Genomic DNA, 21,086 nt, shown 5'->3' on the forward strand with positions numbered 1-21,086 from the left:
CCTGGGCTTTTTGGTGGTCCCGGCTGGGTTCGAACCAGCGACCCCTCGCGTGTGAGGCGAGTGCTCTTCCGCTGAGCTACGAGACCGCGTACCGATCATTCAGGCTGACCGATCGAGGTGAAAGGCTAGCACGAGCCGTCCGAAACCCCGCACTCCGCTGGCCGACAGGCCGCGCACGCAAGGGATTTGTGAATAAACCTCTCGTTCGACTACTGTTTCAACTCGCACCGGATGACGATCTCATCCGTTGCGCGCGGATGTAGCGCAGTTGGTAGCGCATCACCTTGCCAAGGTGAGGGTCGCGGGTTCGAATCCCGTCATCCGCTCGAAGGGTGGACAGTCATCCCTAGCGGTGGAGTGGCCGAGTGGTGAGGCAACGGCCTGCAAAGCCGTGCACACGGGTTCGATTCCCGTCTCCACCTCCATAAAGACCCGCGCGATTAGCTCAGCGGGAGAGCGCTTCCCTGACACGGAAGAGGTCACTGGTTCAATCCCAGTATCGCGCACCACATTTCTTTTCGCAGGCCAAGATTCTGCTTATGTCGTTCCCAATGCAACTTCATGGTGAACGCACACGCTCCCTCCCCTCGCCCTTATACGGGCAGAGACCAGCCTGGAGGAGACCGGTCAAGGAACTACGGCAGCAGTACCCAATACCGGCGACAACCCCGGCTATCGCGGCACAACCTGTCAAGATCGTGGCAGGGCGCCGCCCACACGGTCACCATGGTTGCAAACCGTGCGGGTGGCGCTCATTCACGCGAGAACCCTCCGGCCCACGAGGACAGGTGCCGCCCCCTTCGTTCCCCTCGGGACCCCCACGGTGGGGGGCGGCACCCCACACCTAAACGGGCCACTCAGGCCTGCGCGCCGACTGCGCCAGCAAAGGGGCATTCAGTTCGGGACGCACGTCGGTCAGGTACGGGTTGACCCGCTGCGCGACGCGCACCACCTCGGTGTCGATCTCGGCGATGATGGTGCCCGTTCCGGATTCGATGCGGTCAAGCACGCCTCCGTCGGGCCCCACGATGCTGCTTCGACCGACATACGTCGTCGCATTCTCGGCACCGTCGTGATTGATGTAGGCCAGGTAGATCTGGTTCTCCCAGGCCCGTGCCCGCACCAGGACATCGGCAACGAACTCGAACGGCTCCATCTGAGCCGTCGGAACCGCGAGCAGGTCCGCGCCGGCCAGTGCGGCCATCCGCACATTCTCGGGAAACTCGACGTCGTAACAAATCATCACGCCGACCTGGACTCCGCGGTACTGCACCACTGTCGCCGGTTGGCTGCCGGGCGTGAAATAGGCTCGATCGATCTCCCCGAACAGATGAGTCTTCCGATGCCTGCCACGCACCACGCCCCGCTCATCGATGAAGACGGCACTGTTGTGCAGCGCCCCCGCTGGACCTTCTTCGGCCAGACCCACGATGATCGCCATCTGGTTCCGTTGAGCGATAGATCGGACCGACTCAAGGTGATCGACGCTCACAAGTTCCCGTAGACGATCCCCGATGTCATAGCCGGTGACGAACAGCTCCGGCGTGATGAGCAGGTCCGCCTGCCCCGCTAGGTTTTTCGCGGCCCGGTCCAGTTCATCAAGATTCGCATCCGGATCGGCGGGCTTCCCAGCCGACTGCAGCCCCGCAACTCGTAGTGTCCCAGAAATCGACAAACCTCCAAGCTGGCGCGGCGTTCTCTCCACTGTGGCGCACTGCGGCCGGGTCCGCATCCGATACGCCGATTTTTGCGGTAACTCAACCGCCACCCGTACCGATCGCGGATATCCGCGCGTAAGAATCTTGTTAACCAGACGACCTCACGCGCCACGAAATCCCTTGTTGTTCAGCCATTTCAGGAAGTTCACAGCAATTCTGTGAGCGGCGTCATAGCTGCGGATTTCAACTGACAGTTCTACAGTTTCAACTGTCACAAGGACGTGTCGCCCCGGGTATCAATTCCACTGCTCCCTCAGCCGCAGAGTGATTGGAGTCCGTCGTGCAGCCATGCACTGTCCCCAAAGTTCGTTTCCACAATGGTGTTGACATCCCCCAGTTGGGCCTCGGTGTCGCCGCCATCCCCGACGATGAAGCGGAAACCATTGTTGGGCAAGCACTTCACGCCGGATACCGGCATATCGACACCGCCACCAGGTATGGCAACGAGCGTGGCGTAGGCCTCGGCATCTCTCGCTCGGGCGTGCCCCGGGAAGAAGTCTTCATCACCACGAAGTTGTGGGTAGATGATTTCTCCGACGCCGCAGGTGCTTTCGCGCGAAGCCTCGACATGCTCGGCACCGACTATGTGGACCTGTTCCTGATCCATTGGCCCGCACCCGATCACGGGAAATATGTGACCGCGTGGCAGCAGATCGTGCAGCTGTATCTCGCCGGTAGCATCCGCGCCATCGGGGTGTCCAATTTCGAACCCGAGCACGTACAGGCCATCGTCGATGCGACAGGTGTGCTGCCCGTGATCAATCAGGTGGAGTTGCATCCGTACTTCCAGCAGCGAAAGTTGCGTCAGTTCAACTCCGATCGCGAGATCGTCACCGAGGCATGGAGTCCGCTCGCCCAGGGAATCGGCACCGCCGAGGATTCTCCGCTGGCCGCGCTGGCCGCCAAGCACAACAAGACCCCGGCGCAGCTGATTCTGCGTTGGCATATCGAGCTGGGGCACGTGGTGATCCCCAAGACCTGCTCAGCCCGGCGGCTGGCCGAAAATCTCCAGATTTTCGATTTCAGTTTGTCCCCCGAAGATCTCGATGTGTTCATTCAGTTCGATCAGCCCAATGGCAGGCTGGGAACACATCCCAATGAAGGCTTCTCGGCGCACCATTCAGAGCGCAGCAGATGGCACCGGGACCGGATTGCGGAACGGGCCGCCTAGCACGCGCCAACTGAATCGCTGCCGGGGCGGCTAGCGTGCTCCCATCAGCGCACGCCCGGCAGCGACCAGTTCAGCGTTGTCCGCTGCCAGCGATCCATCGGGCAGGCGCAATGTGTCCTCCAGCCCTATCCGTGCGGATACTGCCCGCGCGGCAGCGAGTTCGAGCATGGGCCACGCCGAGGAGTCCTCACCGTGCAACAGCACATCTGTGGCACCGGCCGCCCGAACCTGCGTCAGCATGCGCACCGCCTGCTCTTCGACCTCGGTACCGGCGACCGCACCGGGCAGCTCCAGTAATACGCGGAAACACTCCCTGCGCAGCGACGAACTCGACCACGCCAGAGCGGCCGTCTCATTCCACAACCCCGCCTCCACACCGACACCGCGAGCCAGCAATGCCCTGGCGACCTCGGTAGCACCCTCCTCATGCCAATTCACCGAGGCGAAGTCCGGGAGTTCGGTCCAGGTGCCGATGGCCGCACAGCGCCCGGCCGAATCCGCCATGGCCCAGGCACCCGTGGTGAGGCCCATGGGAAGACCGGGGCACCGCGCCCGTATCGCCGCGACCACCGGATCGACCGCACTGGCCAGCAGTGAATCGAATCCCTTGGCGTCCTTCGCGTGAACGTGAACCGCCGCCGCCCCCGCGCCGCGGCATGCCAACGCGTCCGCCGCGATCTCATCCGGTGTGCACGGAACCGCCGGGTGCTGGTCCTTGCGCCGCACCCCGTTCAGACAGGCCTTCAGGTACACCTCAGCCCCCTACCGGTGAATGGGCCCGTCGGTATCACCCAAGGCGCGCCCGGAACCGCCCGAGGTTTCGGCAATGATCTGTGCCGCGATGGATATCGCGGTCTCCTCCGGGGTGCGGGCGTTCAGGTCCAGGCCCAGCGGGCTGTGTAGCCGCCGCAGCTGATCGTCGGTGATGCCTTCCTCGCGCAGCCGTGCCATCCTCTCGGCATGCGTGCGACGCGATCCCAACGCGCCGACAAACGCCACCGGTACCGCGGTCAGCGCCGCCGCCAGCATCGGGACATCGAACTTGGGGTCGTGGGTCAGCACGCACACCACGGTGCGTCCGTCGATCCGCCCGGCCGCCGCCTCAGCGCGCAGATACCGATGCGGCCAGGCGATCACCACCTCATGGGCATGCGGGAATTGCGCGGCGGTTGCGAACACCTCGCGGGCATCGACAACCGTCACCCGGTAGCCCAGCTGACTGCCGGTGCGGCTCAGCGCTCGCACAAAGGCATTGGCCCCAGCCAAGATCATCCGTGGCGGGGCGGCGAACGCCTGCACGAATACCCGAGGTAGCGCGGATTGATCCGGTTCGCAGCGGTCGGCACCCGCCAACGCACTGCGGCCCGCTCGCACCAGTGCCGCGATATCACCATCGATCAGCGGCCACGGCGACGGCTCACCCGGGCGCACCAACGCCCACTCAGGCGCCCCCGCCAGCGTGCTCACCAAGGCCAACGGCTCCCCCGCGTCGATCCCCTGCCGCAAGGCGCGCAACAACGGCAGTCGCTCGGCGCCAACATATTCAGTGACGATTTCGACCTCGCCGCCGCAGGTCAGTCCCGGGGCGATTCCGTCATCAATGCCGAATCGTTCACCGATACATGTTCCGGTTTCCCATACCTCTCGCGCGGTTTCGACGACCGCCGCTTCCACGCACCCACCGGACAGTGACCCGATGACCTCCCCTTCGGCCGTCACGATCATCGCGGCGCCGGCCTCACGGGGAGCGGCACCGTTGACCTCCACCACACGGGCCAGCGCGACGACGGCGCCGACTTCGAGCTGGGCGATCAGTCCAGCGAGGACATCTTTCATGAGAGCTCCCTCGCCCCAGGCTCATTGATGGCCTGCCACACGCGCGCCGCGTTCATCGGCAACCGGTACATCCGGACGCCGACGGCATCGCGGATGGCGTTGGCGAGCGCGGGCGCCACCGGGTTGTACGGGGACTCACTCATCGACTTGGCTCCCCTCGGGCCCAAGGTGTCATAGGTGTCCGCGAAATAGACCTCGGTTTCGGGGAGGTCCACCAGCCGTGGAATGTGATAGTCGCGCAGCGCGGTGGTGGTGACCAAGCCGTCCCGCACCACGATTTCCTCGTACAGCGCCGAGCCGATCGCCTGGGCCACACCGCCTTCCACCTGGCCGCGGCATTGCTGCGGGTTGATCACCACGCCGGCATCGGCGGTCTGCACCGATTGCAGGATGCGCACCGTTCCGGTTGCCGGATGGACGCCAACGCGAAATGCCTGCACGTTGAAGGCAACAGACCTCGGTGTGCCCTCATGGCGCCCTATCGCGGCCAAAGGCTCAGACGCCGACCGAGCGATATCGGCCAGGCTCAGCAGATCCCTGCCGATCCGTACACCGTCACACTCCAGCACGCACCGCGCCCGCGGCACTGCCAGTTTGGCCGCGGCACACCGAACAATCTTGTTCCGTAACATCTCTGCCGCGCGGTGTACCGCCAGGCCGGCCACGGTGGTTCCGGCCGAACCGAAGGCGCCGGTGTCGTGCCCCACTTCGTCGGTATCGGCCTGGTGAATATCGATCTGGTCCGGCGCACAGCCCAGCACGGCGGCGGCCAGCTGGGCGTGCACGGTGGTAGTGCCGTTGCCGAATTCGGCCGACCCCACCGAGATCCGATAGCGGCCACGCTCATCGAGCTCGGCCCGAGCATCGGCCACGTGCCCGCGCGGGGGCACGGTCGCGATCATGGCCATGGCCGTACCCTCGCCCACCTTCCATCCCACGGGCAGTGCCGATCCGTTGCGTGCCGGATCCGAGGCGCCGTCGGCCAGTGCGTTCTGCGCGAGGTCCAGGCACTGGTCCAACCCATAGCTCCCGAATTCCAGGTCGTCTTCCTCCACTTCCCAGCTCACGAAGCGGTCCCCCGGCACGATCGCGTTGCGGCGCCGGAACTCGAACGGAGCGATTCCGAGATCGCGCGCCAATTCATCCAGCGCTGATTCGATCCCGAACAGCACCTGCCCCAGGCCGTAACCGCGAAACGCGCCGGACGGGATGTTGTTCGTGTACACCGCCCGCGCATCGACTCGTTTGTTGGCACAGCGGTATTGGGCCATCGATTCGTTGCAGCCGTGGAACATCACTCCCACGCTGTGGTTCCCGTACGCGCCGGCGTCGGAGAGCACATCGACGGCCAGTGCCGTCAGCACACCGTCGGTGCCCGCCGCTGCCGTGACGTTCACCCGCATGGGGTGCCGACACGGGGCGATGGTGAACTGGTCGCCGCGGGTGAACTCGTAGACCGCCGACGCACCCGTGGCGCGCACCGCCAGCAGCACCAGATCCTCGGTCAGCATCTCCTGCTTGGCTCCGAAACCTCCGCCTACCCGTGGCGCGAACACCCGGACCTGATCACGTTCAAGGCCGAACACATGGCAGAGCTCATCGCGTACCAGGAAAGGCACCTGGCTGCTGGTGCGCAGCACATAGCGACCGCGCTCGTCCTGCCAGCCCACCGCGCCGTGCGTCTCCAGGTGCACATGCTGTACCCGTGCTGTCTGCCAGCTGCCACTGACCACCGCCCCCGATTCCCGGGCCTGAGCAAGCGCCGCCGCGATATCGCCTACCTCGCCGTGCACCTCGGCCACCAGATTGTGGGCGGCATCGGCGATCCGGGCGCCGGGCCCCTTGTCGCCGTGCACCAGATGCGCTCCGGGCCGCAGCGCCAGCTCGGGGTCGAATACCGCTGGCAGCACTTCGTATTCGACGTCAATGTACTCCAGCGCCCGGTTCGCGATGGTCGGCGAATCAGCCACCACCGCGGCGACCCGCTGTCCCGCGAACCGCAGCACCCGGTCGAAAATCATTGTGTCGTCCGGATCGTCGGTGCGCTCGTGGTGGCGGGCGGTGGAAAACGGGATGCCCGGATCGTCGCGGTAGCAGAGCACCGCCCGCACCCCCGGCAGGGCGCGGGCCCGTTCGGTGTCGAGCCGCGTGATGCGGGCCGACGGGTGCGGGCTACCCAGTACCGCAATGTGTCCCACATCGGCGGGCAGCTGATCCATGGTGTACGGCTCGGTACCGGTGACCACGCGCGCGGCGGCCGGGGCGCTGACGGCGCCCTGCGGCGGCTCGGCATCACAGATGGCCGCGCGAATGGGCCGATAGCCGGTGCACCGGCACAGGTTGCCCTTCAAGGCGTTGTCCAGATCGCCGGTCTGCTCCGGTGTCAGCGTGGCCGCCGTCAACACCATTCCGGCGGTGCAGAATCCGCACTGGAAACCGGCATGCTCGATGAATCCGCGCTGCATGGCATGAAGGTCACACTCGTCTCCCAAACCCCGGACAGTGAGGATCTCGGCGTCGGTCACGCGGTGCGCGGGCACGATGCACGAGTGCTGCGAGGCACCGTCCACCAGCACCGTGCAGGCGCCGCAGTCACCGGCATCGCACCCCTTCTTGACCTCGCTATGGCCGTGCTCGCGCAGGAAGGTGCGCAGGCACTGCCCGGGCCGCGGACTGGTGTCGATGATCTGACCGTTGACTTTCATGGCCGCCCGCTCGTCAGCTCATCGGCGACCCCGCGGACCAGTTGCCACGTGACCGCACGGCGCCATGCGGCGGTGCCGTGGGCATCGCTATGGAATTGGGCGCCGGGGATGGCCGCCGCCGCTTCGTGGGCCCGCTCCGCGTCGGCGGGTACCCGCAACACGATCGGTCTGCGCGTAGCCGCGGTGATTCCCAGCACGATGTCGGTACCGTCGAGCCGTCCTGTGACCAGCGCGCCGGAGCGGCCCAACGCCGAATACGCGATCTTGCGCAATACGGCCGGCTGCGACAACGCCGCGGAGGGAAAGGTGATGGCGCGCAGTACATCGCCGGGGCGCAGGACCGTCTCGTTGATATCGGTCACGAATTCGGTGATGGCGCAGCGCTCGTCGGTGCCGTCACCACGCCAGATGAGCAATTCGGCATCAAGGGCCGCGCACAGCGAGATCATCGCTCCCGCGGGCAAGCCGAGGCAGATGTTGCCGCCGACCGTCGCGGTCCGCCAAATCTTGAACGAGGCCAGCAGGGCCCGCGCACACTGCCCAAAGAGGTTCACGGCCTCCCACTCAGGCGGATACGAAGCATTGATGAGCCGCTCGATGCTGCAGGTGGCCGCCACCTCCAGCCCCTCGGCACTGACGACCACATCGGGCCATCGCATCCCGGTCAGGTCCACCAGCCGCCGCAGTCCCGGTTGCGGCTGGCTCATCAGCCAGGTGCCACCCGCCATCAACCCATCCGCTGCCCCGAGACCGCTGAGGTCAGCGCGGTCCCGGGCAATCAGCACAGAGTCGATGGTGTGCAGATCCATCAGCGCAACCTGCTCATCAACCCATGATGCGCCGCCTCGACGGCGGCGGCGACCCGGTCGGTGTCGACGGTGAGCATCTCCCCGTTCCTGACAATCGGTCTGCCACCCACCCACGAATACCGGATGGGTGGCACTGCGCCCAGTACCAGTGCGGCCACCGGGTCGTCGATGCCGTTGTGCCCCAGCGTGCTCAGATCCCACAGCACCAGGTCGGCGCACTTACCAGCCTCGATCGAACCGATCTCATCGGCGCGGCCCAGCAGGCGGGCCCCGCCCAGCGTCGCCAGCTCCAGTGCGGTGCGGGTGCTCAGCGCCGTCGGCCCGCCGACGGCGCGCGCCAACAGCAGCGCCTGATGTGCCTCGTCCAACAACCGCCCAGACTCGTTGGAGGCTGCCCCGTCCACTCCCAAGCCCACCGGCACACCCGCTGCCAGCAGCTCCCGGGTGCGCGCGATACCGGCGCCCAGGCGTCCGTTGGACGTCGGGCAATGCGCGATTCCGGTACCGGTGGCGGCGAGCCGATCGATGGCCGCGTCATCGAGGTGTACGCCATGCGCGAACCACACGTCCGGGCCCAACCAGCCCAGTTCTTCCATGTATTCGAGCGGGGTGCAGCCGAAACGTTCCGCGCAGAATGCGGTCTCGTCGGCGGTCTCAGCAAGGTGGGTGTGCAGCCGCACACCGTGTGCACGGCCGAGCAGCGCCGACTGCCGAAGCAACTCGCCGGTCACCGAAAAGGGCGAGCAAGGCGCCAGACCGATCCGCACCATGGACCCCGGCGTTGGGTCGTGCCACCGTGCGATGGCGGCGGCGCTGGCTTCCAACGCGGCGTCAATGGACTCCACCACTCTGTCCGGTGGTAGCCCACCGCTCGATCGGCCAAGATCCATGGAGCCCCGGGTGGGGTCGAATCGCAGCCCGATCTGCTGCGCGGCCTCGATCTCGGCTTCCAGCAGATCACCTGCGCCCGAAGGAAATACATAGTGATGATCGGTGGTCGTGGTACATCCCGACAACGCAAGCCAGCTCAGCGCGCCCTGCGCCGCCACGTACGTGCTATCAGCGTCGATGCCCTCCCAGACCGGGTACAGGGCGGTAAGCCATTGAAACAGCGTGTGATCGGCGGCCAGCCCACGCGTGATCCACTGGTAAAGGTGGTGGTGTGTGTTGACCAATCCCGGTGTGAGCAAGCAGCCCCGGCCATCCACCCGCTCCACATCCGGCGATGCCTGCCAGGGGTTGGGTTCCCCGGCTGTCAGTACGGCGGCGATCCGGCCGTCCTCGACGACCACCGTCGCATCGCCGATCTCGCGGCGGTCATGATCGATGGTGGCGGCGAATACATTCTCGATCAACATCATTGGTCTCATCGAGGCTCCGCGCCGTGGCGCTTTGCGCTGCGCCACCGAGGTGCACTGTGCACTATGGTGCGATGGACCCGATCGCCGCTGCCGTCTATCGCGGGCACATCTTTCACATCACAGGCTCCCCCACGGTGAACGATGCGCCCGCACATCTGCAGTCGATCCCCGACGGCGCGCTGGCGGTCGGTACCGATGGCGTGATCGCCTACTGCGGAGCGTATTCCCAATTGCCCCCGGCCTACGCGGCATGGGATGTCCACGACCACCGAGGCGGCTTCCTGTTGCCCGGCTTCGTGGACACCCATATGCATTTCCCGCAGACCTACTGCACCGATTCGTACGGTGGCGGCCAGCTGCTGGAATGGCTGGAGCACTGCATCTTCCCGGCTGAGGCGCGCCTGGCCGATCCGTGCCTGGCGCAGCGGGCGGCCGAGGCATTCTGCCGCCGCCGGATCGCCGCCGGCACCACCGCCGCGATGGTCATGGGCTCGGCGTTCCCCGAGGCGCAGGAGTTGTTGTTCTCGGCCACCCACGCGGCGGGCCTGCGGATGGTCACCGGCCGTGGGGTGCAAACCGTGGGACCACCGAGTGCGCAGCCTTTGCTCACCTCGACCCAGCGTGCGATAGCGCTGTGTGCCAACGAAATCGACAGCTGGCACGGCAGTGGGCTGACCGACGTCGCGCTGGTTCCGCGATTCGCGCTGTCTGTCGACACCGATACCCTGACCGCGCTCGGCGAGCTCTACGACGCGGTGCGCGGTGACGGCGTCTACTTCCATTCCCACCTGAGCGAGAACGCGCGGCCAGGCACTGGCGAGGTGGACACCACCTTGTCGACCTATCAGGTCGATAGCTACCTGGATACCTACGACGGTCATTTCTTACCCGGCTCTCGCCGAGGCGGATCAACTCTGTTGGGACGCCGAAGCATCCTGGCGCATGCCGTGCACTGCCACGACCGGGAATTGGCTCGCATGGCAGAGACGGGAACCTCGATCTCGCACTGCCCCACCTCCCAATTGTTCCTGGGCTCGGGCACCATGCCGTGGCGCCGGACCATCGCGAGCGGAGTGAACGTCGCACTCGGCAGCGATGTGGCAGGCGGAGACGAATGGTTGTTGGCCCGCGTGCTGAACGACTGCTTCAAGGTCCACATCTCCGAAACCGCCGGGGCATCGGTGTCCTTGCACCCAGCGGCGTTACTGTTCACGGCGACGCTGGCCGGAGCACGCGCGCTGGACCGGGAGGCCACGTTCGGCAATCTGGATGCGGGCAAGCAGGCGGACTTCCTGATCATCGATCCGAACCGATCTGAGCCCCTGGCCGACAACCTCTCCCACGGGATCCGGTCCGATGACGAGCAGCTGGCCACCGAGCAGACACTATTCCGTTTGCTGATGGGGCTGCGGGAGCCCGCCATCGGCTCGGTCCTGGTGCGGGGGCGCGAGATCACCGGATACCTCGATGACAACCGCTAGGCCAGCCAGGCCAGATGCGGTTCCCATGCCGGCCCGGCGTCCGGGGCGTCGTCTCGGGCGATAACGGCCTGGATCAATCCGTACGGGCGATCATCGGCATGGAACACCTCGTTGGGGTTCTCCAGCCCGAAAGGCGCTAGGTCATAGACGAAGTGGTGTTTGTTGGGCGCCGAGAGCCGCACCTCGACGATTGTCGGGTATGCCTCCAGAACGGCCTTGCCGATCTCGTACAACGTCTGCTGCAGAGCCAGCGAGTGCACGGTGGCGAACCTCTCCAGAATGATCCCCCTCGCCCCGGCATACGTTGCATCCCAGTCGATATCGGTACCCACGAAGCGCCATTTGGCCACCAACGAGGTAGCCATCACCCGATCGGTGGTCGGCTGCAAGATCGTGTATTTATCCTCCAGGAAATCGTGGAACTCCGAGCCAGTGGATTTGAGCACGGTCAGATCCTTGAGTCCGCCGATCACCCACGTCTGCTGTTGCACACCGGTGCCGTCGACCGTGATCTCGGCGGTGCGCACCTCCTGACCTGTGCGCACCCAGGTGTGATCGTGCTCGCGTCCGTCGACGGTCACTCGTTCCCAGGCATATTCATCGATCTCGATCCGTGCGCCGGTCACCGGTTCGTATTCGTCCACGAAGTGACGCGCCAGATCGAGCCCGTACTGTTCGATGGTCTCGATGCCTTTTTCTTTTGCGTAGGCATAGATGGTCTGCTTCTGGCTGTCTGTGGGCAGCACCTTGCGCTGATCGCCAGCGGTGTAGGCCGCGGCGAAATCCCCACGCAGGGCGCTACCGACGTTGAGGTCCTTGATCTCGTGGCGCGGCGTGTCCCGATAGATGCGGACCACTCGATTCTCGGCCTTGCCATATTGGTTGCCTGCGAGAACGATTCCCATAGATGCTTCCTTTCTCAGCTGCCGCGATAGGTCGAGTAGGCGTACGGACTCAGCAGCAGCGGCACATGCAGGTGCCCGGCATTTCCGTCGTTCCGGAAGCTGATGATCACTTCCGGATAAAAACCCTGGATTCCGTTGTCCGTGAACCATGTTCCGGTATCGAACACCAGTCGGTAGTCGCCGGTGGCCAACGCGGCCCCAGCGAGATCGCCGATTCTTCCGTCAGCATCGGTTGTACCACTGGCAAGTTGCTCACCCGCACCGTCGTGCAGCGTTATCCGCACACCCTGTGCGGGGCGTCCGGATACCGCGTCCAGCACGTGGGTGCTCAATCCCGTCATGTATCGCCTTCCGTCTCGATGTCGTCGGCATGCCGCCCGGCAGGACCAAGCATCCGGGCCAGGCGGCTGCGATTGATCTTGCCCAACTCCATTCTCATGACCCGGCGTTCGTGCCCCGGATCGTTTTTAAGCCGCTCCTGCAGGATCGCCAGCAGTTCCCCGGCCGGCCTGCCGTTCGCGAATACCAGGTACACGTAGCCGAAACGCTTCTCATACTCGGCGTTACCTTCGCGCAGGCGATCCAGGACCGCGGCATCGGCACCCGCGACACCGGATTGCTCGCGCCGGGACGCCGCATTGGCCGACCGCTCCCCGATCCGCGGGTGACCGTCGAGTGCCTCGTCGAGATCGGCGTCGGTGAGTTCGGCCAGGATCAGGTCTGCCCGGTTGTACAGGGCCTCCTCGTCGCGGAAGGGCCGGCCGGCAGCCACCCGCAGTGCCCATATTCGCGATGAACAGCATTCGTAGAGCCAGTGGATCGCCTGGGCATCGCTCAGCTCGTTGAAGCTCTCGATCCCCCGCCAGTCAACGCGTCGCATGAAAATCCTCGAAGCGCCCGAAGCGAGCGGCCGTGATGGGATTGGCCTCGGCGACCAGATCGTCGAACCGGTAGTTGGCGATCTTCGCGATCTCGATGAGGGCGAAAGCGCGCTCGCTGGTCGCGGAGTTCTCCATGCGGCTCCAGCCGTTGCGCAGCAGCCGCTCGTAGCGCTCGGTCTCGCGCGCGCAGATCACCAGCGGGAAACCGAAATGCTCGCGATAGGCGTTGGCCAAACTCACCACGTTGTTCAGCTCGCTCTCATCGAGCGTCTGCAAAATGGTGTGGTCGACGGCCGCCATCTCTCCAGCTTCGTCCTCCGCGCCCAAATCGGGGAAAGATCTGATGAGTTCACGCTGTTCTCTGTCACTGCCGGTGAGCATCGCCTCCTGGAAAGCGCTGCGCAGGTCGTGGGTGTCGGCGAAGGGCCGTTGCCGGTAGGCGCGCTCTACCACCCAATTCACGTTCTGGACCAAGCCACCGAATGTGTGCCGGAACTGTTCGAGCGTCATCTCGTTGACCTGCGCGAGCCGGATGGTTCCGCCCCCGGCCACGGCCACACCACGGCTGCCGGTATGGAAGAACAGTAGGTTCAAGACGATTGCGGTGATGGCACCCATGGTGATGCCGGTACTGAACGGGATCTGCAGCAGGCCCGGAACTGCCTGGTCGATTCCCGGAAGCGCCGGGACCGCGATACCGCGACCATGGTCCAAGACCGTTGACGGGCCCGATGATTGGGAGAACTGCACGTACATTCCCATGGCCAGTGAGGTACTGGCGATGATCAGGTTGCGGTGGTCGTTGAAGTCGACCTTGCCCAACGTCTGGATACCCACCACGGCCACCGTCGCGAAGAGCGTCATCGCGGCGCCGCCCAGCACCGGAGCCGGGATCGACTCCACGATCTTCGCGGTCTTGGGCAGCACACCCAACACCATCATGATCACCCCAGCGGCCGCTACCACCCAACGGCTCTTGACACCGGTGAGTCGCACCAGCCCGACATTCTCCGAGAACGCCGTGTAGGGGAACGAGTTGAAGGTGCCGCCGACCATGGTGGCGATGCCATCCGCGCGCACCGTCGCGGCGATATCGGCCCCGCGCACCCGCTTGCCCACTATCTCGGCCGTGGCGAAGACCGCGCCGGTGGACTCGACGGCGGTCACCATCAGCACCACGATCAGCGACACCACGGCGATCACGTCGAAACGCGGCGCGCCGAACGCAAACGGGGACGTGAACCCGACCCAGTCCGCCTCGCCGACCCCGCCGAAGTCCGTGTCCCCGGCAATCCACGCGATGACGGTACCGGCGACCAACCCCAACAGCACGGCGATAGTGCTCCAGAAGCCCCGGAAGAACCTCTGCATCAACACGATCAGCACGATGGTGCCCACGGCGTACATGAGCCAGCGCCCATTACCGGGGTCATGCGCGGCCACCGGGCTATGCGGGTTGCGGGTGGCGTCGCCGATACCCACCGGCAGCAGTGACACTCCGATGATCGTGATCACCGAGCCGGTGACGATCGGCGGGAAGAAGCGGATGAGGCGCGCGAAGAAAGGTGCGATGAGAAAGGTGAACGCTCCCGCCGTGATGACGGCGCCGTACACGGTGAGCAGCCCGACCCGGCCGCCGCCGTGATCGTTCGCGATCTTGATCACCGGCGCCAGCGTCGCGAAGGTGACCCCCTGCAGCAGCGGCAGCCGCACCCCGATCTTCCAGAATCCGACCGCCTGCAGGATCGAGGCAATACCGCAGGTGAACAGGTCCGCGGTGATCAACATGGTCAGCGCCTCGGCGTCCAGGTCGATGGCACGCGCGATGAGCAACGGCACCAGTACCGCGCCGGCGTAGAACGCGATCACGTGCTGGATGCCCAGCGTGACGAGTCTGCCCGCGGACGGCACCTCGTCAACGGGATGGACCCTCCTCATCGCGAACCTCCCTGCCTCGGCGCACCCGCGCCTACCTACCCGGACGCGCAAGCGACGCTAGATCGAACGTGTTGCGGCCAGGTTGCCGGTTACCTATATCTTCGGCGGCCTCACAGCGCTACCCTTCGGCAACTACATCCAATTGTCCTGCGGCAGCGACTATCACCGACTCCAAACGGTCGTGATGAGTGGTCGCTACGGTCAGCAGAGCCGCGGTGTCACGCCTTGCCACCGCTGTGATCATCGCCTCATGGTCGGCATGCAGTTGCAGTTGATCCGACGCGGATACCGTTCGCATCACCTGAAACGGCTCGGTCAGATTCCAGGTGGCCTCGAACATGTGCAACAGGCGATGCATGCCACAGGGCAGCACCAGCGCGCGGTGAAATTTCCGAGAGTGCTGATGAAATGCCCGGGCATCACCCTCCACTGTGGCCTGTTGCAGCAGCTCATGTTCGGCCAGTGCGCGATCCAAGTCCTCGGGTGTGGCCAGCGCGGCCGCTTGTGCCAGCGCTGCCCGCTCCAGAACGCCTCGGGTGAAATAGATCTCACGTAGCTCGGGCAGGGTGAGCTGGGCTACACGGTATCCGCCATTGGCACGATGGTCGACAAGGCCTTCAGCGACAAGGGTCTTGAGCGCTTCGCGGACCGGGATGGGGCTGATCTGGTAGGTGTCGGCCACCTCACTGATGGGGATCATCGAACCCGGCGGTGCGGCACCGTCGAGGATGGCACGCCGCAACCCGTCGAGCACACTGGTCTGATCATGACCGGACCTGTTGGCGCGCAACTCGTTGATCAGCCGCCGGTAGCGGAACGTACGTGACATTCGCCCTCCATCGCCATCGGCCAGAACCCGATTCTGGCAGCGGTGGCGCGTGGCTGCCATCGCAGGCGACGCAGAGTTAACGCGAACGTTTCATAACCGGATACCCGGTAACCGCACCGCTGCCCGCGCCACGCGGCGCCGACGTACCCTGTCGGCCATGCGCATACGCGTGATCAACCCCAACACCACCGAGGCCATGACCACGTCCATCGCCGCGGCGGCGGAATCGGTGGCCTGGCCGGGAACCAGCGTCACCACCGTCAACCCCTCCATGGGACCGGTGTCGATAGAAAGCCACTACGACGAGGCACTGAGCGTGCCGGGCATCCTGACCGAGATCCGCCGCGCCGAATCCGAGGGGACTGCCGGGTATGTGCTCGCCTGCTTCGGCGACCCCGGTCTGGATGCGGCCAGGGAGCTGGCCACCGGCCCGGTGCTCGGCATCGCCGAGGCAGCCATGCACATGGCCAGTCATCTCGGCAGGGGTTTCAGTGTGGTCACCACCTTGGAGCGCACTGTCGGCCGGGCCTGGGATCTGGCCGAACGCTATGGGATGTCTCGCTTTTGCCGAGGAGTGCACGGTTGCGATATCGCGGTCCTGGAATTGGACCAGAATCCCAGCACCAAGGACATTCTCACGGAGCGCTGTCGCCGCGCAGCCCATGACGACGACAGCGAGGTGATCGTGCTGGGCTGCGCGGGCATGGCCGGATTATGCCGGGACATCTCCCGCGAGATCGGTCTTCCCGTGATCGACGGGGTGGCCGCGGCAGTGAACCTGGTGCAGTCACTGGTGTCCATGGGCTTGCGCAAATCGGGGCGGGGTGAGTTCGCCGCGCCACTGATCAAACCCTATGCCGGACTGCTGGATTCGTTTGGGTCGCTGCCCACCGGGTGAACCCGGCGCCAATGCTCGGCGACGTCGATGCGTTTGGCGATCCACACCCCTTCGCGCGCCTGCACATGATCGAGGAACCGTTCGAGCGCGACGGTCCGCGCGGGACGGCCCACCAGCCGGCAGTGCAGACCCACCGAGAGCATCTTCGGGCTACCCGCCTCGCCCTCGGCATAGAGACAGTCGAAAGCGTCCCGCAGATGTGTGAAAAATTGTTCCCCGCTGGGGAATCCAGCCGGCGAGGCGAAGCGCATGTCGTTGGTGTCCAGGGTATAGGGCACCACCAAGTGGTCGGCCACACCGGCGTTTACCGGTACCCGCACCCAGTACGGCAGGTCATCGGCGTAGGAATCGGAATCGTAGGAAAACCCGCCATGTTCGACGACCAGCCGCCGCGTCTGCGGGGAATCTCTTCCCGTATACCACCCCAGCGGAGCCGCACCGGTCAGATCACGCAGGACCTGAACCGCCTGCGCCATGTGCTCGCGCTCAATATCCGGTGACACCAGCTGGTAGGACTGCCAGCGCAGCCCATGGCAGGCGATTTCGTGCCCAAGCTCTCCGAACGCGGCCACTGCCTCCGGGTTACGCCGCAGTGCCTGTGCCACCGCGAAGATCGTCAGCGGCAGGCCACGCCGTTCGAAGACCCGCAAGACTCGCCACAGCCCGGCACGTGAACCGTACTCGTACAGCGATTCCATGCTCATGTGCCGATTGGGAAACGCCTCGGCCGGCACCATCTCCGAGAGAAATGTCTCCGAAGCCGGCGATCCGTCCAGGATGTTGTTCTCCGCGCCTTCTTCGTAATTGAGCACGAACTGCACAGCGATCCGGGCGTCGCCCGGCCACCGCGGATGCGGTGGCGTGCGCCCATAGCCCACCATGTCGCGGGATGCCACCGGGTCAGCCTCGTTGTGAGCCATCGTGGGCACGATAGTAGGCCGCCCGTATCGCCGCATCGAATCGCGTTCCAGTAGAGCAATTCCGAGCCGGGAAAATATTGTCTGCACGCAACACGACGGCAACACCGGCCGCCTAGTTTCGGTTGTCACCAGCGTTTCCGCCGCTGATGGACGATTCTGGAGGTTGCGTGACCGGCGTACTCACGGCCGATGCAATCGCCCCGGCCAGCGGGCCCGGGGCCGGGGTAATCAAATCCGGCTACGACCCGGCGTTGACCAACGGCGACCTGGCGCCGCTGCGTACCCAAACGTGGACCGGCTACAACTTCTTCGCCTTCTGGATGTCCGATGTGCACAGCGTCGGCGGCTACGTCTTCGCCGGAAGCCTTTTCGCTCTGGGTCTCTCGGCCTGGCAGGTACTCCTGGCACTGGTGGTGGGGATTGCGGCGGTGTACTGGCTGTGCAATCTGGTGGCGCGGCCTTCTCAGCAGGCTGGCGTGCCGTATCCGGTAACCGCGCGCATCGCGTTCGGTGTGCGCGGCGCCAATCTGCCCGCGGTGATTCGCGGCCTCATCGCGGTCGCCTGGTATGGCATCCAAACCTATTTGGCTTCTGCGGCATTCGTGCTGCTGGCGATCAAGTTCGATCCATCACTGAGCCGCTACGGCAATGCCGACGACTACGGATTCCTGGGTTTGTCGTTGCTCGGCTGGGCCGGTTTCCTGCTGATGTGGGCGTTGCAGGCTGCCGTGTTCTGGAATGGGATGGAAGCGATCCGCCGGTTCATCGACTTCTGCGGACCCGCCGTGTACGCGGTGATGCTGGCGCTTGCGCTCTATCTTGTCGTCGCGGCAGGCTGGCAGAACGTGCATTTCGACCTGGCCTCGGGTCCCCCGAAAACCGGGTTCGCGGCGGCGGCGACGATAGTGAGCGCGATCGCACTGGTGATTTCCTACTTCTCGGGCCCCATGCTCAACTTCGGCGACTTCGCACGATATGGGCGCAGTTTCGATGAGGTCAAGCGCGGCAACTTCCTGGGATTGCCCTTGAACTTCCTGTTTTTCGCGGTGCTGGTGGTCTGCACGGTGTCGGCGGGGACCACGGTGATCGGCCGCGACGCGGATGGCACGGCCATCACGGACCCGGTGCTGATCGTGGACAAAATCGACAACACGACAGCGGCGGTGCTGGGAGTGCTCACCTTTGCGATCGCCACCATCGGGATCAACATCGTGGCCAACTTCGTCTCGCCCGCTTTCGATTTCTCCAACCTCGCACCGACACGGATCAGCTGGCGTGCCGGCGGGATGATCGCGGCGGTCGGCTCGATCCTGATCACCCCCTGGAATCTCTACAACAATCCGGGCACCATCCATGACACGCTCGACACGTTGGGCGCGGTGATCGGCCCGCTGTTCGGAATCCTCATCGCCGACTTCTACTTCGTGCGCCGTCGCACCATCGAGGTCGACGATCTATTCACTCTTTCGCCCGCGGGGGCGTACTTCTACCGGGGTGGCATCAACCCGGTAGCGGTTGCCGCGACGGCCGTCGGTGCGGCGCTGGCGATCGCGGTAGTCATCTGGGGCAGCACGTATCTGGCGAGCTTCACGTGGTTTCTCGGCGCGGGAATCGGCTTCGTCCTCTACCTACTGGGTATGCGAAGCGTCCCCGCACACGTGATCTACGGCCGGTCCCGGTCGGCGCCGTCGGTCCAGTGATCACCTGGCACCCCGATCACATCGGTGCGGGCGGCCAGGTAGGGCCCGGCTCCCCTGTCCCCGGTCAATGCCGCCAGCACCGGGTCGAAGTGTTCCGAACCGAGATACACGGGATGCCCGGCCTTGCCTTCGAACGTCGCGCGGGCAACCGCCGAGCGGCGACACCCACTCGCGCGCAGTACGGCACGCACCACCTCGGGACCCACAGACGGCAGGTCGACCAGATGGATGACGATTCCCACCACCTCCGGTCGCAGGCGGACACGCTCCAGGATCGTTCGCACCGATTCCGACATACCCATCTGCCACCGATCGACGACGATACCCGTTGCGGGCAAAGGTATCTCGCATTGCGCCGCACCCAGCGTCACGAAGATCTCGTCGCAGCCGCCGCGATCCAATGCCGCCACCGCGAGTTCGAGCCAACGCCCGTCCTCGGCAAGGATCTTGGGCATGCCGTAACGATTACCGGCTCCTGCGGCAAGCACGGCTCCGGCAACGACACCTGCCGATGGGGCGGGTTCCATCTCCCCATCCAACCGCACAACCACTCGCTGGGTAATACGGGCTGAATCCGGTGTTCACATCGCATAAACAGCGCGTCGATACGGTCGCCCACATGCCGACGGCGAGCGAGGTACCCGAGCGCCAGACAGTACGCACGGCGACCAAACCGCCCTGGTATCGCTCGCTATTCACCCAGCTGCTGGTGGCGATCGCCGCGGGCGTGGTCATCGGCTGGCAATGGCCCGAGTTCGGCGCCGACCTGCGCCCCCTGGCCGACGGATTCATCAAGCTGATCAAGATGGTGATCGCCCCGATCATCTTCTGCACGGTGGTGCTCGGTATCGCCCATGTCGGAGACCTCAAGTCCGTCGGCCGCATCGGGGTCAAGGCACTGATCTACTTCGAGGCGGTGACCACCTTCGCGCTGCTGTTCGGCCTGCTGGTGGGCAATCTCGCCAAACCGGGAGCGGGATTTCACATCAACGCGGACACCCTGGCGACGGGGGCCGATGCCATCGCGAAGAAGACCAACAACGGCGAGCTGCCCCATACCGTCGAGTTCCTGCTCGGCATCATCCCCTCCTCGATCGTCTCGGCCTTCGCCGAGAACGCCTTGCTGCAAGTGTTGTTCTTCGCGGTGCTGTTCGGCCTGGCACTGGCCAAGTTCGGAGAATCCGGGCCACCAGTGGTCCTCGAGTTCATCGACCACCTCAGTCACATCTTCTTCACCATCATCGGGTGGATCATGCGGCTGGCACCGCTGGGCGCACTCGGGGCGATGGCCTACATCGTGGGTCAATACGGCATCGGCTCGTTGAGTAGCTACGGCAAGCTCATCGCCGCATGTTATGCGGCGGCACTGCTGTTCATCGGCGTGCTGGCGGTGATCGCGCGGATCTTCGCGGGAGTAAATCTCTGGAAATTCGTCGTCTACATCAAAGATGAACTGTTTCTGGCGCTCGGCACGGCCTCCACCGAAGTGGTGTTGCCGCGCATCATGACCAAGCTCAATTACGCGGGCTGTTCCAAGACGACCACCGGACTGGTCATTCCCACCGGATACTCCTTCAATCTCGACGGAGCCACCCTGTACCTGTCGATCTGTGTGCTGTTCCTCGCGCAGGCACTCGGGGTCGACCTGACCCTCGGGGAACAGATCACCGCCGTGCTGGTGCTGATGCTGACCTCCAAAGGCATGGCAGGCGTGCCTGGTTCGTCATTCCTTGCCCTGTCCGCAACCGTCAGCGCCATCGGTCATGGCGCCATTCCGGTGGCAGCCGTCGCGCTGTTGCTGGGTTCGGATCGGATGATGGATTCGATGCGTGTCTCGGTGAACCTGCTGGGCAATTGCGTGGCGACGCTGGTGGTAGCCAACTGGGAACGCCAACTCGACAAAGAAACGGCTCTATTGCCATGAATGTGGATGA

Annotated in this window: 18 protein-coding genes and 4 tRNA genes; 8 read left to right on the top strand and 14 right to left on the bottom strand. The window is 64.8% G+C overall.

Annotated features, from left to right (window positions below):
* Positions 1-11 precede the first annotated feature (11 nt).
* Positions 12-86 (bottom strand) — tRNA-Val (locus ABG82_RS15625).
* Positions 87-253: 167 nt separating this feature from the next.
* Here ABG82_RS15625 and ABG82_RS15630 point away from each other — a divergent pair.
* The 3 genes from ABG82_RS15630 (at position 254) to ABG82_RS15640 (ending at position 509) form a co-directional block, all read left to right on the top strand.
* Positions 254-326: transfer RNA gene (locus tag ABG82_RS15630), tRNA-Gly, on the top strand.
* Between the two features lie 25 nt (positions 327-351).
* A tRNA-Cys gene (locus tag ABG82_RS15635) sits at positions 352-425 on the top strand.
* 9 nt (positions 426-434) lie between these two features.
* Positions 435-509: transfer RNA gene (locus tag ABG82_RS15640), tRNA-Val, on the top strand.
* A gap of 335 nt (positions 510-844) precedes the next feature.
* Here ABG82_RS15640 and ABG82_RS15645 read toward each other — a convergent pair.
* Entirely contained in the window at positions 845-1,675 is an 831-nt protein-coding gene (locus tag ABG82_RS15645; protein WP_043075769.1) for a carbon-nitrogen hydrolase family protein, read from the bottom strand.
* A gap of 323 nt (positions 1,676-1,998) precedes the next feature.
* Here ABG82_RS15645 and ABG82_RS15650 point away from each other — a divergent pair, with 323 nt between their 5' ends.
* Positions 1,999-2,889 (top strand): aldo/keto reductase, encoded by an 891-nt coding sequence (locus ABG82_RS15650; RefSeq protein ID WP_043075461.1) that lies wholly within the window; start codon positions 1,999-2,001, stop codon positions 2,887-2,889.
* A 30-nt stretch (positions 2,890-2,919) separates the two neighbouring features.
* On the opposite strand, the gene ABG82_RS15655 is transcribed toward ABG82_RS15650, so the two are convergent.
* Genes ABG82_RS15655 through ABG82_RS15675 form a run of 5 tightly spaced genes read right to left on the bottom strand, consistent with a single transcriptional unit; the run spans position 2,920 to position 9,594 of the window.
* Positions 2,920-3,642, bottom strand: a complete 723-nt coding sequence (locus tag ABG82_RS15655; RefSeq protein WP_043075460.1) for a 3-keto-5-aminohexanoate cleavage protein — start codon at positions 3,640-3,642, stop codon at positions 2,920-2,922.
* A 9-nt stretch (positions 3,643-3,651) separates the two neighbouring features.
* Positions 3,652-4,725 (bottom strand): XdhC family protein, encoded by a 1,074-nt coding sequence (locus ABG82_RS15660; protein WP_043075459.1) that lies wholly within the window; start codon positions 4,723-4,725, stop codon positions 3,652-3,654.
* Positions 4,722-7,430: a molybdopterin-dependent oxidoreductase gene (locus tag ABG82_RS15665; RefSeq protein WP_043075458.1), complete on the bottom strand. Its 2,709-nt coding sequence runs from the start codon at positions 7,428-7,430 to the stop codon at positions 4,722-4,724. The genes ABG82_RS15660 and ABG82_RS15665 overlap by 4 nt, the downstream gene beginning before the upstream one ends.
* Positions 7,427-8,239, bottom strand: coding sequence for an FAD binding domain-containing protein (locus tag ABG82_RS15670; RefSeq protein ID WP_043075457.1), 813 nt, complete (start codon positions 8,237-8,239; stop codon positions 7,427-7,429). The genes ABG82_RS15665 and ABG82_RS15670 overlap by 4 nt, the downstream gene beginning before the upstream one ends.
* Complete coding sequence (locus ABG82_RS15675) at positions 8,239-9,594, bottom strand: 8-oxoguanine deaminase (RefSeq protein ID WP_162269261.1); 1,356 nt, start codon at positions 9,592-9,594, stop codon at positions 8,239-8,241. The genes ABG82_RS15670 and ABG82_RS15675 overlap by 1 nt, the downstream gene beginning before the upstream one ends.
* A 77-nt stretch (positions 9,595-9,671) precedes the next feature.
* Here ABG82_RS15675 and ABG82_RS15680 point away from each other — a divergent pair, with 77 nt between their 5' ends.
* The gene (locus tag ABG82_RS15680; protein WP_043075456.1) at positions 9,672-11,081 is read left to right on the top strand and encodes an amidohydrolase family protein; all 1,410 of its coding nucleotides are present in this window, start codon (positions 9,672-9,674) and stop codon (positions 11,079-11,081) included.
* Here the strand turns inward: ABG82_RS15680 and pucL are convergent.
* From pucL to ABG82_RS15705, 5 genes are all read right to left on the bottom strand, one after another.
* Positions 11,078-11,986: a factor-independent urate hydroxylase gene (pucL, locus tag ABG82_RS15685; RefSeq protein WP_043075455.1), complete on the bottom strand. Its 909-nt coding sequence runs from the start codon at positions 11,984-11,986 to the stop codon at positions 11,078-11,080. The two genes, ABG82_RS15680 and pucL, sit on opposite strands and share 4 nt — an antisense overlap.
* A 14-nt stretch (positions 11,987-12,000) precedes the next feature.
* The gene (uraH, locus tag ABG82_RS15690; RefSeq protein ID WP_043075454.1) at positions 12,001-12,327 is read right to left on the bottom strand and encodes a hydroxyisourate hydrolase; all 327 of its coding nucleotides are present in this window, start codon (positions 12,325-12,327) and stop codon (positions 12,001-12,003) included.
* Complete coding sequence (gene uraD, locus ABG82_RS15695) at positions 12,324-12,866, bottom strand: 2-oxo-4-hydroxy-4-carboxy-5-ureidoimidazoline decarboxylase (protein WP_043075453.1); 543 nt, start codon at positions 12,864-12,866, stop codon at positions 12,324-12,326. Before uraD ends, uraH begins: the two co-directional genes overlap by 4 nt.
* Positions 12,853-14,805: a solute carrier family 23 protein gene (locus ABG82_RS15700; RefSeq protein ID WP_043075452.1), complete on the bottom strand. Its 1,953-nt coding sequence runs from the start codon at positions 14,803-14,805 to the stop codon at positions 12,853-12,855. Before ABG82_RS15700 ends, uraD begins: the two co-directional genes overlap by 14 nt.
* Positions 14,806-14,923: 118 nt before the next feature.
* Positions 14,924-15,634, bottom strand: coding sequence for a GntR family transcriptional regulator (locus ABG82_RS15705; RefSeq protein WP_043075451.1), 711 nt, complete (start codon positions 15,632-15,634; stop codon positions 14,924-14,926).
* Between the two features lie 157 nt (positions 15,635-15,791).
* Between ABG82_RS15705 and ABG82_RS15710 the strand changes: the two genes are divergently transcribed.
* Positions 15,792-16,532 carry an aspartate/glutamate racemase family protein gene (locus ABG82_RS15710; RefSeq protein ID WP_043075450.1) on the top strand — a complete coding sequence of 247 codons (741 nt, stop codon included), beginning with the start codon at positions 15,792-15,794 and terminating at the stop codon, positions 16,530-16,532.
* On the opposite strand, the gene puuE is transcribed toward ABG82_RS15710, so the two are convergent.
* Entirely contained in the window at positions 16,487-17,452 is a 966-nt protein-coding gene (gene puuE / locus ABG82_RS15715; RefSeq protein ID WP_078343235.1) for an allantoinase PuuE, read from the bottom strand. The two genes, ABG82_RS15710 and puuE, sit on opposite strands and share 46 nt — an antisense overlap.
* 167 nt (positions 17,453-17,619) lie before the next feature.
* On the opposite strand from puuE, the gene ABG82_RS15720 reads away from it, so the two are divergent.
* Positions 17,620-19,152, top strand: a complete 1,533-nt coding sequence (locus ABG82_RS15720; protein WP_043075766.1) for an NCS1 family nucleobase:cation symporter-1 — start codon at positions 17,620-17,622, stop codon at positions 19,150-19,152.
* On the opposite strand, the gene ABG82_RS15725 is transcribed toward ABG82_RS15720, so the two are convergent.
* Complete coding sequence (locus ABG82_RS15725; protein WP_043075765.1) at positions 19,116-19,679, bottom strand: nucleotidyltransferase family protein; 564 nt, start codon at positions 19,677-19,679, stop codon at positions 19,116-19,118. The two genes, ABG82_RS15720 and ABG82_RS15725, sit on opposite strands and share 37 nt — an antisense overlap.
* Positions 19,680-19,771: 92 nt before the next feature.
* On the opposite strand from ABG82_RS15725, the gene dctA reads away from it, so the two are divergent.
* Positions 19,772-21,076: a C4-dicarboxylate transporter DctA gene (gene dctA / locus ABG82_RS15730; protein WP_062826691.1), complete on the top strand. Its 1,305-nt coding sequence runs from the start codon at positions 19,772-19,774 to the stop codon at positions 21,074-21,076.
* The last annotated feature ends 10 nt before the right edge of the window (positions 21,077-21,086 follow it).

Source organism: Mycobacteroides immunogenum (genome assembly GCF_001605725.1).
Lineage (GTDB): Bacteria > Actinomycetota > Actinomycetes > Mycobacteriales > Mycobacteriaceae > Mycobacterium > Mycobacterium immunogenum.